The sequence below is a fragment of the Burkholderia sp. Ac-20392 genome, from assembly GCF_017104585.1.
GTDB classification, from domain to species: Bacteria; Pseudomonadota; Gammaproteobacteria; order Burkholderiales; family Burkholderiaceae; genus Burkholderia; species Burkholderia lata.
In genome coordinates this window covers 1-14,607 of record NZ_JAAGPB010000198.1, presented here as the reverse complement: position 1 = coordinate 14,607, position 14,607 = coordinate 1, and the positions used below count along the sequence as shown (strand labels likewise).

Genomic DNA, 14,607 nt, shown 5'->3' with positions numbered 1-14,607 from the left:
GCGCGCCGACACGCGGCCACACGCTGACGGGCCTCGTGCTGTCGAGCCCGGCGCTCGCGCCAGGGCGCGACGTGCCGCGCTGGATGCTCGCGGTGAGCCGCGTCATCAGCCGCGTGTGGCCGACCTTCCCCGCGATCAAGATCGATGCGGCGCTGCTGTCGCGCGATCCGGCCATCGTCGCGGCCAATCGCGCCGATCCGCTCGTGCATCACGGCGCGGTGCCCGCACGCACCGGTGCGGAGATTCTCGACGCGATGGCTCGCATCGAAAGCGGCCGCGGTGGGCTGCGCGTTCCGGTGCTCGTCTATCACGGCACCGAGGACAAACTGACCGAGCCCGACGGCAGCCGGGCGTTCGGCGCGCGCGTCGGCTCGCCCGATCGCACGCTGACGCTGTACGAAGGCGGTTTTCACGAAACGATGAATGATCTCGAACGCGACCGCGTGATCGACGCGCTGATCGCGTGGATTCACGCACGCGCGCCAGCGCGCTGAGCGCGCCCGGCCCGGCCGGTCAATCGCTAATCAGATGCCGGCCAGCACGCGCAGGTGTGCGACGACGCTGCGCCCGAGCGCGGACAGGTTGTAGCCGCCTTCGAGGCAGCTCACGATGCGGCCCTGCGCATGCCGGCGCGCCACGTCGACGATCTGCGCGGTCAGCCATTCGAAGTCGGCTTCGACGAGGCCGAGGTTGCCGATGTCGTCCTCGCGATGCGCATCGAAACCCGCCGACACGAACAGCATCTGCGGCTTGAATGCATCGAGCCGCGGCAGCCAGAACATGTCGACGGCTTCGCGGATCGCCATCCCGTTGCTGCGTGCGGGCATCGGCAGGTTGACCATGTTCGGCGCCTGGTGATCGACGCCCGAAAACGGGTACAGCGGATGCTGGAAGAAACTGCACATCAGCACGCGTTCGTCGTTCGCGAATGCGGCCTCGGTGCCGTTGCCGTGATGCACGTCGAAGTCGATGATCGCGACTCGCTCGAGACCGTGTACGTCGAGCGCATGCCGCGCGGCGATCGCGACGTTGTTGAAGAAGCAGAAACCCATCGCACGCGCAGGCTCCGCATGGTGACCGGGCGGGCGCACGCCGCAGAATGCGTTCGCATAGCGGCCTTCGATCACCGCGTCGGTCGCCGCGATCGCGGCACCGGCCGCGCGCAGCGCCGCGCGCCACGTATCGCGGTTCATCAGCGTATCGGGATCGATCTCGACGTAGCCGTCGACCGGCGTCATGCTCCGGATGTAGTCGATGTGCGCCTGCGTATGCACGCGACCCAGCGCCACCTCGCTCGCGAACGGCGCGGTTTCGTGCACGATCAGGTCGTCGATGCGGCTTGCGATCAGTTGATCCTGGATCGCCGACAGGCGAGCCGGGCATTCCGGATGCCATTCCCCCATCTCGTGCAGCATGCAGTCGGGGTGCGTATAGAAAGCGGTTGCCATAAGCTGTCATCCACGGCGCACGGTGCGCCGCAGGTCTCCATCAATGATGTCCATCGTCTGCCGCGAATTCGCCGCTAACTTACCACAACGGGGGCCTGCCACGCCCCGGCACGCCGGATCCGTCGGGTATACTGCGCCGTACCCAATCGCCTCGTCCGCCCGCTTCGACATGAATTCCAGCAAGCCTGCCGCCCTTCTCTCCGCGCTGTTCCGTGTTCGCGTGTCGCTCGTTGCGACCGCGATGGTCGCGGCCTTCGGCACCGCGCCTGCCGGCGCGCAGACGCAACCCGCGAAGTCCGCGGGCAAGCTCGTCGCACAGGCCCAGCCGCAGCAGCCGACGCCGCAAGGCCAGACCTTCGAAGAGGAAATTGTTCCGCAGCGTTACGCGAACAACGCGAAGGTCGACGCATTCATCGACGACATGGTGAGCCGCAACGGCTTCGACTCCACCAGCCTGCATGCGCTGTTCTCGCGCATCAGCTATTCGGCGACGGCCGTCAAGCTCGTGAAGCCGGCCGCGTCGCCGACGGTCAAGAACTGGCGCGTCTATCGCTCGCGCTTCATCGAGCCGATCCGCATCAACGCGGGCGTGAAATTCTGGAAGGCGAACCAGGCAACGCTGCAGCGCGCATCCGAACAGTTCGGCGTGCCGCCCGAAGTGATCGTCGGCATCATCGGCGTCGAGACGATTTACGGCCGCTACATGGGCAATTTCCGCGTGCTCGACGCGCTGACGACGCTCACGTTCGACTATCCGGACACGCCGAATCGCGACAGCCGCCAGGCGACCTTCCGCAAGAACCTCGAGGACTTCCTGGTCTGGACGCGCGACAACCAGCTCGACCCGACCACCGTGCTCGGCTCGTATACGGGCGCAATCGGGATCCCTCAGTTCCTGCCGAGCAGCATCCGCGAATACGCGGTCGACTTCGACGGCACGGGCCATGTCGACCTGCGCAGCAGTCCAGTCGATGCGATCGGCAGCGTGGCGAACTACCTGAAGCAGCACGGCTGGGAAACCGACCGCCCGGTGGTCTGGCAGATCACGCCCGATACGGGCAGCCTGGGGATCGCCCAGGCCGCCGCCGACGGCCAGCCCGAACCGCACTGGGCGCTGTCGCAACTGCTGCGCGCGGGCATGACGCTGAACGAGCCGGCGGTCAACATCACCACCGAAGCCGGTACGCCCGTGACCGTGGTCGACCTGCCGTCGCCGGGGCGTGCGACCGAGTACATGCTCGGTCTCAAGAATTTCTACGTGCTGACGCGTTACAACCGCAGCTTCTTCTACGCGCTCACCGTGTACCAGCTTGGCGAGGCCGTGAAGGCACAGATGGAAGCGAGCGGCGCGCTTCAGCCGGCCACCGCCGACACCGAGTCGCAATAAGCATCGACCACCCAAAGAAAAAGCGCCGCAAATGCGGCGCTTTTTTATTGCATGCGCACGACGCGCGCCTGCCCGCGTTCAGGCAGGAAACACGCCCGTGGACAGGTAGCGGTCGCCGCGATCGCAGACGATGAACACGATCGTCGCATTCTCGACCTGACGCGCGATGCGCATCGCGACTTCGCATGCACCGCCCGACGAAATGCCCGCGAAGATGCCTTCGACCGACGCGAGCCGGCGCGCCATCGTTTCCGCCGCGGCCTGGCTCACGTTCTCGACGCGGTCGACGCGGCTGCGATCGAAGATGGTCGGCATGTACGCTTCCGGCCACTTGCGGATGCCCGGAATACGCGAACCGTCTTCCGGCTGCGCGCCGACGATCTCGATCGCCGGATTCTGTTCCTTCAGATAGTGCGACGTGCCCATGATCGTACCCGTCGTGCCCATGGCCGACACGAAGTGCGTGATGCGCCCTTCGGTATCGCGCCAGATTTCCGGGCCCGTCGCTTCGTAGTGCGCAATCGGATTGTCGGGGTTCGCGAACTGGTCGAGGATCACGCCCTTGCCTTCGCGCTGCATCTGGTCCGCGAGATCGCGTGCCAGCTCCATCCCGCCCTTCACCGGCGTCAGGATGATTTCGGCACCGTAGGCGGCCATGCTCTGGCGGCGCTCGACCGACAGGTCCTCCGGCATGATCAGCACCATCTTGTAGCCGCGGATCGCCGCGGCCATCGCGAGTGCGATACCCGTGTTGCCGCTGGTCGCCTCGATCAGCGTATCGCCCGGCTTGATGCGCCCGCGCGCCTCGGCCTTGCTGATCATCGACAGTGCCGGACGATCCTTCACGGAACCGGCCGGATTGTTGCCTTCGAGCTTCGCGAGCACCACGTTGTTGCGCGCGCGGATTTCGTCGTCCGGCAAGCGGACCAGTTGGACGAGCGGCGTATTGCCGATCGTGTCTTCGATAGTTTTGTAAGCCATGGATATACCGTGAGTACGAGGCCGATCAATCAATCGATTGTAAACCAGCACCGCGGCTCGCGCCGGCAACCCCATTGCGACGATGGAATACGCGTGCCGTGCAATGCGTGGCCGCCCTACGCCGTGCCCACGCAAAAAACCCGCGGCATGCCGCGGGAAGCCGTCGCAACGACGGCGACTGAAGGAGCTCGTTGTCGGCCGTGCGCGGCGCGTTACTTCTGTGCGGTGCGGGCGGGTGGCGTCGCAGGCTTAGCCGGCTTGCCCACGGCCGGCAGCGCGGCACTCGTGCCGGCCGCGCCGATCGTCAGCCCTTCCTGCTGAAGCCGCTCGACGGTATGACCGCCCATGCCTTTCACGCGTGATGCGAGATCGTCCGCATTCCTGAACGGACCGCGTGCGCCGCGCTCGTCGAGAATCGCCTTCGCTCGTGCCGGGCCGATGCCCTTGATGCCGATGAGCGCGTCCTCGTTCGCGGTGTTGACGTCGACGGCCGCCCAGGCCGACGCGATCGTGCCGAGCATTGCCGCTGCGGCCAACCATTTCCTGATCATGTGCTGGATCTCCGATGAATACGGCCGGCGGCTGCCGACCGTGAGACCCAGTCTATCGATGCAACGCTTCCGCTTAAACCTGGCCGGATAGCCAACGCACGTAGCGATCGACGCCTTCCTGCACGGTCAGGAACGGTGCGTCGTAGCCGGCCGCGCGCAGCTTCGTCTGGTCGGCCTGCGTGAAGCACTGGTACTTTCCGCGCAACGCATCGGGGAACGGCACGTATTCGATCAGCCCCTGCTCGACCTGCTGCGCGAGCGTCAGCGGCGGCTGGTTGTCGAGCGCACGCAGCGTATTCACGACCGACGACGCGATATCGTTGAACGGCTGTGCACGGCCCGTGCCGAGGTTGAAGATCCCCGACTTCTCCGGATGATCGAAGAAGAACAGGTTCACCTTCGTCACGTCCTCGACCGACACGAAGTCACGCGTCTGCTCGCCCGGTGCATAGCCGTTGTACTCGCCGAACAGCTTCACCTTGCCTTCCGCGCGGAACTGGTTGAAGTTGTGGAACGCGACCGACGCCATGCGCCCCTTGTGCGTCTCGCGCGGGCCGTACACGTTGAAATAGCGGAAGCCGGCGATCTGGCTCTTCGCGGTCGGCAGCACGCGACGGATCACCTGGTCGAACAGGAACTTCGAATAGCCGTAGACATTCAGCGGCGCCTCGACGTCACGCTCTTCGATGAAACGCGTCGAGCCGCCGTAGATCGCCGCCGACGACGCGTACAGGAACTGCGTGCCCTGCGCGAGGCAGGTGTCGAGCACCGCACGGCTGTAGCGGAAGTTGTTGTCCATCATGTAGCGGCCGTCGGTTTCCATCGTGTCCGAACAGGCGCCTTCGTGGAACACCGCGCGTACCTTGCCGAAATCGCCGCGTGCGAAGCGTTCGACGAATTCCGTCTTGTCCAGATAGTCGTCGATCTCGCAATCGACGAGATTCCGGAACTTGTCCGCGCGCGTCAGGTTGTCGACCGCGATGATGCGCGTCTCGCCGCGCTCGTTGAGCGCCTTGACGATGTTCGCGCCGATAAAACCGGCTGCGCCGGTGACGATGAGGGTCATGATCGTCCTGCCTGAAAAGTGCGAGCCATGCGTGCGGCGCGCTCGTCGCGCCACCGCATGCGCTCAGTGAAACAGTTCGTCGTAGTCCACCGTGGCCGTGCCGAGCTTGCCGACCACGATGCCTGCCGCGCGATTCGCGAGCACGACGGCGTCGACGAGCGGCACACCCGCGCCGAGCATCGTCGCGACCGTCGCGATCACGGTATCGCCCGCGCCCGACACGTCGAACACCTCGCGCGCAAGCGCCGGTGCGTGCAATTCGCCGGTGGCGGAAAACAGCGTCATCCCTTCTTCCGAACGCGTGAGCAGCAGCGCGTCGATGCCGAGTTCCGCGCGCAGTTTCGCGACGCGCGCGCGCAGATCGTCTTCCGACTTCCACTGCCCGACCACTTCGCGCAGTTCCGCGCGATTCGGCGTGATCAGGGACGCGCCGCGATAGCGTGCCCAGTCGTCGCCCTTCGGGTCGACGAGGACGGACTTGCCGGCCGCACGCGCCTTCTCGATCATCGTCGTGACGTGCGTCAGGCCGCCTTTCGCGTAATCCGACATCAGCACGACGTCGTGCTGCGGCAGCAGCGCATCGAAGCGCGCGAGCCCCGCGAGCAGCACCTCGTGCGTCGGCATGGCTTCGAAGTCGACGCGCAGCAGTTGCTGCTGGCGCGCGAGCACGCGCAGCTTGATCGTGGTCGGCAGCGCCGGGTCGCGCTCGAGATGCGGCGTCACGCCGCTGCTGCCGAGCAGCTCGACGATCCGCTCGCCGGGTTCGTCGCAACCGACGACGCACAGCAACCCGGCCTGGCCGCCGAGCGTCACGGCGTTGCGCGCGACGTTGGCTGCCCCGCCGAGACGTTCTTCCTGACGCTGCACGTGCACGACCGGCACCGGCGCTTCAGGCGAAATGCGATCGACGTTGCCAAACCAGTAGCGGTCGAGCATCACGTCGCCGACGACAAGCACGCGCGAGCGCGCGAGCTGCTCGCGCGGCACCGGAACGACTTCGCGGAGAGTATTCATCGTGTGGTCAGCCACGGGTGGACGACTGGGGATCGACATACGGCCGGCCGATCGCGTAGTAGTCGATGCCCAGTTCGGCCATCGCATCCGGCTCATAGAGGTTGCGACCGTCGAAGATCACCGGCGCCTTCAGTTCGGCCTTCAGGCGCGTGAAGTCGGGGCTCCGGAATTCCTTCCATTCGGTCACGATCACGAGCGCGTCCGCGCCCGTCACGGCGATGTCCTGCGACTCGACGAGATGCAGCCGCGCCAGCGCGTCCGGATCGTTGCCGAAATCGAGCGCGAACACGCGCTGTGCCTCGTCGACCGCGACCGGATCGTACGCACGTACGGTCGCGCCGCGTTCGAGCAGCGCGGCGATCAGGCGGCGGCTCGGCGCCTCGCGCATGTCGTCGGTGTTCGGCTTGAACGCCAGGCCCCAGACCGCGAACTCGCGGCCGGTCAGGTCGGCGCCGAAACGCTGCTCGATCTTTCCGATCAGCACGTCCTTCTGCGCATGGTTGGCCGCCTCGACGGCTTCCAGGATGCGCAGCGGCTGGCCGTTCTCGCCGGCGGTGCGAATCAGCGCCTGGACGTCCTTCGGGAAGCACGAGCCGCCGTAGCCGACGCCGGCGTACAGGAAGTGATAGCCGATGCGCGGATCGGAGCCGATCCCGCGGCGCACGGCCTCGATGTCCGCGCCGACCTTGTCGGCGAGATTCGACATCTCGTTCATGAACGAGATGCGCGTTGCGAGCATCGCGTTCGCCGCATATTTCGCGAACTCGGCCGAACGAACGTCCATGTAAATCGTGCGCTCGTGGTTGCGGTTGAACGGCGCGTAAAGCTTTTTCATCTTCTCGCGTGCGATCGTGCCCGTCTCGTCGTCGTCGACGCCGATGATGATCCGGTCCGGACGCATGAAGTCTTCGACCGCGGCGCCTTCCTTCAGGAACTCCGGGTTCGACACGACCGAGAAGCGATGCGCGACGCTGCCTGCCAGACCGCGAGCGGCGAGCGCCTCGTCGACCACGCCGCGCACGCGCTGCGCGGTGCCGACCGGCACCGTCGACTTGTCGACGATCACCTTGAAGCCCGTCATGTAGCGGCCGATGTTGCGCGCGGCTTCGAGCACGTACTGCAGGTCGGCCGAGCCGTCCTCGTCGGGCGGCGTGCCGACGGCGATGAACTGGATCTCGCCGTGCGCGACGCTCGCCTCGATGTCGGTCGAGAAGCGCAGGCGCCCGGCCGCGCGGTTGCGCGCGATGATGTCCAGCAGCCCCGGTTCATGAATCGGCATCCCGCCGTTGTTCAGGATGTCGATCTTGCGCGGATCGACGTCGAGACAGAAGACGTCGTGACCGATCTCTGCGAGGCAGGCGCCCGTGACGAGACCGACATAGCCGGTGCCGATGATGGTGATTTTCATAGATGTTCCGGTACTTCCCGGTAATTGACTAACTTGGCCGCCGGGACGAGCCCGGCGGCAACCGCAGCGCGTCGGCTCCGCGTGCCGGGATCAACCCGGCATCGCAGGTTCGACGCGGCGCGGCGCATAGGTTTCCCAGCCGCTGCATCCGGGGCACTGCCAATAGAAGAGCCGTGCCCGGAAACCGCAATTCTGGCACGTATACCGTGGCAGATTCTTCGTACGCTGCTTGATCAGCGCACGCATCATTTCAAGTTCCTTACGACGCGGTTCGTCGGCCGCGGCGATTTGCGCATCGAGCAGATGCAGCATCCCCGACAGGTTCGGCGACTTTTCCATCTGCGTGCGCGCGAGCGTGTGCGCCGCATCCTGGCCACGCAACCCCGCGATGTGCTGGTACGCGATGTCGAGCAGGTCATTCGACGGATAGCGGTCGATATAGCCCATCAGCAGCTCGGCGCCTTCGGCGTTCTTGCCGAGCGCGACATACGCCTTCATCAGCTTGTCGGCGACGAGCGGCAGGTATGCCGGATTCTGCGCTTCGACGCGCTTCCAGTGCTCGATCGCGGCCGCGTGGTTGCCCTCCGCTTCCGCCGCGTCGCCGGACAGCACCGTCGCGCGCACGTTCTGCGGGTTCACGGTCAGCGCCAGGCGCAGCTGCTCGGCTGCCGCTGCCGCGTTCTTGCGCTGCAGCGCATCCTGCGCGAGTTCGCAGTGGAACTGGGCGATTTCGACGCCGAGCGGCTTGTCGCTCATCGACTCGATGCGCTGCGCCGTATCGATCGACTTGTTCCAGTCCTTCTCGATCTCGTAGATCGTCAGCAGCGCCCGCTGCGCGCCGAGCGCGTAATCGCCGTCGGCGAGCTTGTGAAACGCCTCTTCGGCACGATCGAGCAGGCCGGCTTTCAGGAAATCCTGGCCGAGCTCGTACAGCGCGTGGTCGCGCTCATTGACCGGCAGGTCCGTGCGGCTCAGCAGGTTCTGGTGCACGCGGATCGCGCGGTCGGTCTCGCCGCGGCGGCGAAACAGATTGCCGAGCGCGAAGTGCAACTCGACTGTCTCGGGGTCGAGCTTGGCGACCTCGATGAACGCGTCGATCGCCTTGTCGGGTTGTTCGTTCAACAGAAAATTCAGGCCGCGAAAATACGATCGCGGCAGGTTGGCACTCTCCGACAGGAGATTCTTCAGGTCATAGCGTGACGCTGCCCAACCAAGCGCGAACGCGACCGGAATCGCGAGCAACCACCAGAAATCCAGATCCATGCGAAATATCGAAGCAGAGACGAAAACCGCGCGATGATCGCGCGGCGTCCGTGTTAAATGACGGGCGGCATCGGCGGCTGGTCGATGACGGCCGGCGTTTCGCGCGCCGCACGCAGATCGCGCTTCAGGCGCCCGTTCTCGAGGCGCAGGCGGAAGATCGAAGGCAACGCGGACAGCAGGCCGGCCAGCAGCCCAACGGCGAAGAACGCCAGGCCGATCAGGATCAGCGGCGCTTGCCATGAATAGCCGGCAACGAAATTCAGCGTCGCGGTTTGCGTATTGGCCAGCGCAAGCACCAGCAGCAGCACGAACACCAATACCCGGATCAGCCAGACGATAAACTTCATGAAGCCCTCTCTTTGTTGAGGTTTGCCGCGGCGCGCGACTCCCCTTCGTCGCACCGAATCGACCCGTATTGTAAAGGATGCGTTTCCGCGGCTGCGCAGATCCTGCGTGACCCCGTTGCGCGACGATCGCCGGAAATGAAAAAAGCGCCCGCAGGGGGCGCTTTTCTTTTCAGCCTTCGCCGGATGGGTTCCGGGCAAATCGGATGACGCTTAACGCTCGTCGTCCGGATCGTCAGCCTTCAGCGGTTCACCGGCGCGGCCGTCGACGCGTTCGCGCAATTCCTTGCCAGGCTTGAAGTGCGGCACGAATTTCTCGGGCACCTGCACTTTCTCCCCTGACTTCGGGTTGCGTCCGACGCGCGCCGGGCGACGGTTGAGGCCAAAGCTGCCGAAACCCCGAATTTCAATGCGATGCCCTTTCGCCAGGGCGTCAGACATCGCATCGAGCATCGTTTTCACCGCGAAATCCGCATCCTTGAGGACAAGTTGCGGAAATCGCGATGCTAGCTGCGCGACCAACTCGGATTTGGTCATACTTCAGCAGACCTCGTGAGGCTTACTGGTTCTGGCCGTCGAGCTTCGCCTTCAGCAGCGCGCCGAGGTTGGTCGTACCGGTCGCAGCAGCGCTGGAGTCCGACTGCAGGCCGCGGATCGCTTCCTGTTGTTCAGCCGAATCCTTTGCCTTAATCGACAGGTTGATGCCGCGCGACTTGCGATCGATGTTGATCACCATCGCGTTGACCTTGTCGCCTTCCTTCAGCACGTTGCGTGCATCTTCGACGCGATCCTGCGAGATTTCCGACGCACGCAGGTAGCCTTCGATGTCACCCGTCAGCGTGACGACCGCACCCTTCGCATCGACCGTCTTCACGACGCCGTCGACGATCGAGCCCTTGTCGTTCATTGCAACGTAGTTGCTGAACGGGTCGCCTTCGAGCTGCTTGATGCCGAGCGAAATACGTTCCTTCTCGACGTCGATACCGAGCACGATTGCTTCGACTTCGTCGCCCTTCTTGTACTTGCGAACCGCTTCTTCGCCAGCTTCGCTCCACGACAGGTCCGACAGGTGGACCAGGCCGTCGATGCCGCCCGGCAGACCGATGAACACGCCGAAGTCGGTGATCGACTTGATTGCGCCCGTGATCTTGTCGCCCTTCTTGAAGTTGCGGCTGAAGTCATCCCACGGATTCGGCTTGCACTGCTTCATGCCGAGGCTGATACGACGACGGTCTTCGTCGATCTCGAGGACCATGACTTCGACTTCGTCGCCCAGCTGGACAACCTTCGACGGAGCAACGTTCTTGTTGGTCCAGTCCATTTCCGACACGTGGACAAGGCCTTCGATGCCCGATTCCACTTCGACGAATGCGCCGTAGTCGGTGATGTTCGTGACCTTGCCGAACAGGCGCGTGCCCGACGGGTAACGGCGCGAGATGCCTTCCCACGGATCGTCGCCCAGTTGCTTGATGCCCAGCGAGACGCGGTTCTTCTCTTGGTCGAACTTGAGGATCTTCGCGGTGACTTCCTGGCCAACCGACAGGACTTCGCTCGGGTGACGCACACGACGCCATGCGATGTCGGTGATGTGCAGCAGGCCGTCGATGCCGCCGAGGTCGACGAACGCGCCGTAGTCGGTGATGTTCTTGACCACGCCGTTGACGATCGCGCCTTCCTTCAGCGTCTCGAGCAGCTTCGCGCGCTCTTCGCCTTGGGTTGCTTCGATCACTGCACGACGCGACAGCACGACGTTGTTACGCTTGCGATCGAGCTTGATCACGCGGAACTCGAGCGTCTTGCCTTCGTACGGGGTCGTGTCCTTGACCGGACGCGTGTCGACCAGCGAACCCGGCAGGAACGCGCGGATGCCGTTGACCATCACGGTCATGCCGCCCTTCACCTTGCCGGTGATCGTGCCGGTGACGAGTTCGTTGTTGTCGAGAGCCTTTTCCAGCGACAGCCACGATGCAAGGCGCTTCGCCTTGTCGCGCGACAGGATCGTGTCGCCGTAGCCGTTTTCGAGTGCGTCGATTGCGACGGACACGAAATCGCCCGACTGCACCTCAACCTCGCCCTGATCGTTCAGGAATTCCTCGATCGGAATGTAAGCCTCGGACTTCAGGCCTGCATTGACGACCACGAAGTTGTGGTCGACGCGCACGACTTCGGCGGAAATCACTTCGCCGGCGCGCATGTCTTGGCGGGTCAGCGACTCTTCGAACAGAGCCGCGAAAGATTCAGTATTCGGGGTAGAGGTTTGCAGGTCGGACATAAAAATCTGATTGTGCATGGATCGCTGTGCCACGCCGGCCGGAATGGCAGGCTGAAAGGGCCAGATCGAGGTCCACACGGGGTTAAGGGTTCGAAACACGCTCCGCACTTACACGCGCGGAGCACCTACCGCTACCCGCCTTTTCAGGCGGGCTGGCCGAGCGCCCGGTACCACTGCAGCACCTGGTCGACCGCTTCATCGACCGAAAGTGCCGACGTATCGAGCAGCTTGGCATCTGCCGCGGGCTTCAGCGGCGCGGCCGCGCGATTGCTGTCGCGCGCGTCACGTTCACGAAGATCCCGGAGCAAGTCATCTATATTAGCAGAAAAACCTTTTTGCATCAATTGCTTATGCCGTCTGGTCGCGCGCGCCTCCGCGCTGGCCGTCAGGAACACCTTCAGCACGGCATCCGGGAAGATCACGGTGCCCATGTCGCGCCCGTCTGCAACGAGGCCCGGCGTCTTGCGGAACGCGCGCTGGCGCGCGACGAGCGCGGTGCGCACCGGCCCGTGCACGGCGATCGCCGACGCGCGGTTGCCGACCGCTTCGGCGCGGATGTCGTTCGATACATCGACGCCGTCGAGCTGCGCACAGCCTTCGCGGAACGTGATGTGGAGATCGTCGATCAGCTTCACCAGCGCGTCGATGTCCTCCGCCTCAATGCCGTAGCGCACGCTCGCAAGCGCGGCGAGGCGGTACAGCGCGCCGCTGTCGAGCAGGTGGAAGCCAAGATGCGCGGCAACGAGCGCGGCGACGGTGCCCTTGCCGGAAGCAGTCGGGCCGTCGATCGTGATGACGGGAGTCGGGTGAAAGGGTCGGGTCGATTTCATCAGAACAGTGGGGTCAGGCTTTGGCGAGCGCGGCGAAGCGGTCGAAATAGTCGGGGAACGTCTTGCCGACGCACTTCGGATCGTTGATCCGCACGGGCACGCCGCCCAGGCTGACGAGCGAGAAGCACATCGCCATCCGGTGATCGTCGTACGTGTCGATCGCCGCGTTCGGCGTGAGCTTTTCCGGCGGCGTGACGACGAGGTAGTCAGGGCCTTCCTCGATGATCGCGCCGACCTTGCGCAACTCGGTCGCCATCGCGGCGATGCGGTCGGTTTCCTTCACGCGCCAGCTCGCGATGTTGCGCAGCGTGCTCGTGCCGTTCGCGAACAGCGCCGCGACCGCGATGGTCATTGCCGCATCGGGGATCAGGTTGAAGTCCATGTCGATCGGCTCGAGCTTGCCGTGGTCGTGGCCGATGCCGCGCACGTCGATCCAGTCGTCGCCCATCGTCACGTTCGCGCCCATATGCATCAGCGCGTTCGCGAAGCCGACATCGCCCTGGATGCTCGCACGCCCCACGCCTTCGACGCGCAGCGGCCCGCCGCCAAGCGCGCCGGCCGCGAGGAAGTACGATGCGGACGACGCATCGCCCTCGACCATGATCCGCCCCGGCGAGCGGTAGCCGACGCCGGCCGGCACGACGAAACGCTGCCAGCCGTCGCGCTCGACGGTCACGCCGAAGCGCTCCATCAACCGGATCGTGATGTCGATGTACGGCTTCGAGATCAGCTCGCCGTCAACCTCGACCACGATCTTGCCGTCCTTCGCCTTCACGAGCGGCAGCGTCATCAGCAGTGCCGTGAGGAACTGGCTCGACACGTCGCCGCGCACGCGAATCGGCGCATCGACGGAAATGTTCGCGGGCTTGATCCGCAGCGGCGGGTAGCCTTCGGTCAGTTCGTAGTCGATCTGGGCGCCGATCTGCCGCAGGCCGTCGACGAGATCGCCGATCGGCCGCTCGTGCATGCGCGGCACGCCGTGCACGCGATAGTCGCCGCCATTCACCGCGAGCGCAGCGGTCAGCGGCCGCACGGCCGTGCCCGCATTGCCGAGGAACAGGTCGGCCGTCTTCGCCGTGAATGCGCCGCGCGTGCCCGCGACGACACAGGTGTCGCCGTCGCGCGCGAGCTTCACCCCGAGCTTGCCGAGTGCGTCGAGCATCACGCGCGTGTCGTCGGAGTCGAGCAGGTTGGTGATCGTCGTTTCGCCTTCGGCAAGCGCCGCGAGCAGCAGCACGCGGTTCGAAATGCTCTTCGAGCCTGGCAGGCGCACGGTGCCCGATGCGCTGGAGTACGGGCCGAGATCGAGATAGTCCATGGGAATCGTCCTGTTATTTCTTGACCGGTTCGACAGCGGGCGCACCGCCGCGCTCCTGCCATGCCTTGCGCGCAGCGCGCGAGCGCGTGAACACCGCTTCGAGCGCCGCACCGTCGCCGGTGTCGATCGCCGCGCGAAGCCGCGTGAGCACGCGCGTATAGCCGTCGAGTTCGTCGAGCAACGCCGCGCGGTTCGCGACGCACACGTCGCGCCACATCTCTGGGCTCGACGCCGCGATGCGCGTGAAATCGCGGAAGCCGCCCGCCGCGTACGAGAATTTGAGTTCCGCGTCGGCCTCGCCGAGGATCTGCTCGACGAGCGCGAACGACAACACGTGCGGCAGATGGCTGATCGACGCAAACACGCGGTCGTGCTGCTCCGTGCTCATCGTGCGCACGTCGGCGCCGGTCGCACGCCACATCGCGTCGATCCGCGCGACCGATTCGGCTGCGTTCTCCGGCAGCGGGCACAGCACGACGTTGCGGCCGACGTACAGATCCGGCAACGCGGCCTCGACGCCGCTCGACTCGCGACCGGCGATCGGATGCCCCGGCACGAACTGCGCGATCCGCTCACCGAGCGCTTCGCGCGCGGCCGCGACGACATCGGACTTGGTGCTGCCCGCATCGGTGACGATCGTCGCCGCTTCAAGCCAAGGCGCGATGCGCGCGAGCAACGGACCCGTCTGCGCGACGGGCGCCGCCAGCAGCACGAGATCGGCGCCA

General features: G+C 65.1%; 15 protein-coding genes. 2 read left to right on the top strand and 13 right to left on the bottom strand.

Going from position 1 to position 14,607, the window contains the following annotated elements:
- The coding region (locus G3N99_RS21105) for an alpha/beta hydrolase (protein ID WP_206123379.1) at nucleotides 1-494 on the top strand (494 nt) is incomplete at its 5' end.
- A 30-nt stretch (nucleotides 495-524) separates the two neighbouring features.
- Here the strand turns inward: G3N99_RS21105 and G3N99_RS21100 are convergent.
- Nucleotides 525-1,448: a histone deacetylase family protein gene (locus G3N99_RS21100; RefSeq protein WP_011351344.1), complete on the bottom strand. Its 924-nt coding sequence runs from the start codon at nucleotides 1,446-1,448 to the stop codon at nucleotides 525-527.
- Nucleotides 1,449-1,617: 169 nt separating this feature from the next.
- On the opposite strand from G3N99_RS21100, the gene mltB reads away from it, so the two are divergent.
- Complete coding sequence (mltB, locus tag G3N99_RS21095) at nucleotides 1,618-2,835, top strand: lytic murein transglycosylase B (RefSeq protein ID WP_241011769.1); 1,218 nt, start codon at nucleotides 1,618-1,620, stop codon at nucleotides 2,833-2,835.
- 78 nt (nucleotides 2,836-2,913) lie between these two features.
- On the opposite strand, the gene cysM is transcribed toward mltB, so the two are convergent.
- From cysM to G3N99_RS21035, 12 genes are all read right to left on the bottom strand, one after another.
- A complete protein-coding gene (gene cysM / locus G3N99_RS21090; protein ID WP_011351342.1) occupies nucleotides 2,914-3,816 on the bottom strand; it encodes a cysteine synthase CysM in 903 nt (300 codons plus the stop codon).
- Nucleotides 3,817-4,028: 212 nt separating this feature from the next.
- Nucleotides 4,029-4,367, bottom strand: coding sequence for a helix-hairpin-helix domain-containing protein (locus G3N99_RS21085; protein WP_206123378.1), 339 nt, complete (start codon nucleotides 4,365-4,367; stop codon nucleotides 4,029-4,031).
- Nucleotides 4,368-4,440: 73 nt separating this feature from the next.
- Entirely contained in the window at nucleotides 4,441-5,433 is a 993-nt protein-coding gene (gene rfaD, locus G3N99_RS21080; protein ID WP_206123377.1) for an ADP-glyceromanno-heptose 6-epimerase, read from the bottom strand.
- Between the two features lie 63 nt (nucleotides 5,434-5,496).
- Nucleotides 5,497-6,447: a D-glycero-beta-D-manno-heptose-7-phosphate kinase gene (gene rfaE1, locus G3N99_RS21075; RefSeq protein WP_011351339.1), complete on the bottom strand. Its 951-nt coding sequence runs from the start codon at nucleotides 6,445-6,447 to the stop codon at nucleotides 5,497-5,499.
- A 7-nt stretch (nucleotides 6,448-6,454) separates the two neighbouring features.
- On the bottom strand, nucleotides 6,455-7,855 hold the full coding sequence (locus G3N99_RS21070) for a UDP-glucose/GDP-mannose dehydrogenase family protein (protein ID WP_174944691.1): 1,401 nt from the start codon (nucleotides 7,853-7,855) through the stop codon (nucleotides 6,455-6,457).
- 90 nt (nucleotides 7,856-7,945) lie between these two features.
- Nucleotides 7,946-9,118 (bottom strand): lipopolysaccharide assembly protein LapB, encoded by a 1,173-nt coding sequence (gene lapB / locus G3N99_RS21065; protein ID WP_206123376.1) that lies wholly within the window; start codon nucleotides 9,116-9,118, stop codon nucleotides 7,946-7,948.
- A 53-nt stretch (nucleotides 9,119-9,171) separates the two neighbouring features.
- Complete coding sequence (locus G3N99_RS21060; RefSeq protein ID WP_021157458.1) at nucleotides 9,172-9,465, bottom strand: LapA family protein; 294 nt, start codon at nucleotides 9,463-9,465, stop codon at nucleotides 9,172-9,174.
- Nucleotides 9,466-9,675: 210 nt separating this feature from the next.
- A complete protein-coding gene (locus G3N99_RS21055; protein WP_006486894.1) occupies nucleotides 9,676-9,999 on the bottom strand; it encodes an integration host factor subunit beta in 324 nt (107 codons plus the stop codon).
- Between the two features lie 22 nt (nucleotides 10,000-10,021).
- Nucleotides 10,022-11,752, bottom strand: coding sequence for a 30S ribosomal protein S1 (rpsA, locus tag G3N99_RS21050; RefSeq protein WP_011694214.1), 1,731 nt, complete (start codon nucleotides 11,750-11,752; stop codon nucleotides 10,022-10,024).
- Between the two features lie 125 nt (nucleotides 11,753-11,877).
- Nucleotides 11,878-12,564, bottom strand: coding sequence for a (d)CMP kinase (gene cmk / locus G3N99_RS21045; RefSeq protein ID WP_039343267.1), 687 nt, complete (start codon nucleotides 12,562-12,564; stop codon nucleotides 11,878-11,880).
- 13 nt (nucleotides 12,565-12,577) lie between these two features.
- Entirely contained in the window at nucleotides 12,578-13,882 is a 1,305-nt protein-coding gene (aroA, locus tag G3N99_RS21040; RefSeq protein ID WP_206123375.1) for a 3-phosphoshikimate 1-carboxyvinyltransferase, read from the bottom strand.
- A 13-nt stretch (nucleotides 13,883-13,895) separates the two neighbouring features.
- On the bottom strand, nucleotides 13,896-14,607 hold a 712-nt coding region (locus G3N99_RS21035), incomplete at its 5' end, for a prephenate dehydrogenase/arogenate dehydrogenase family protein (protein ID WP_206123374.1).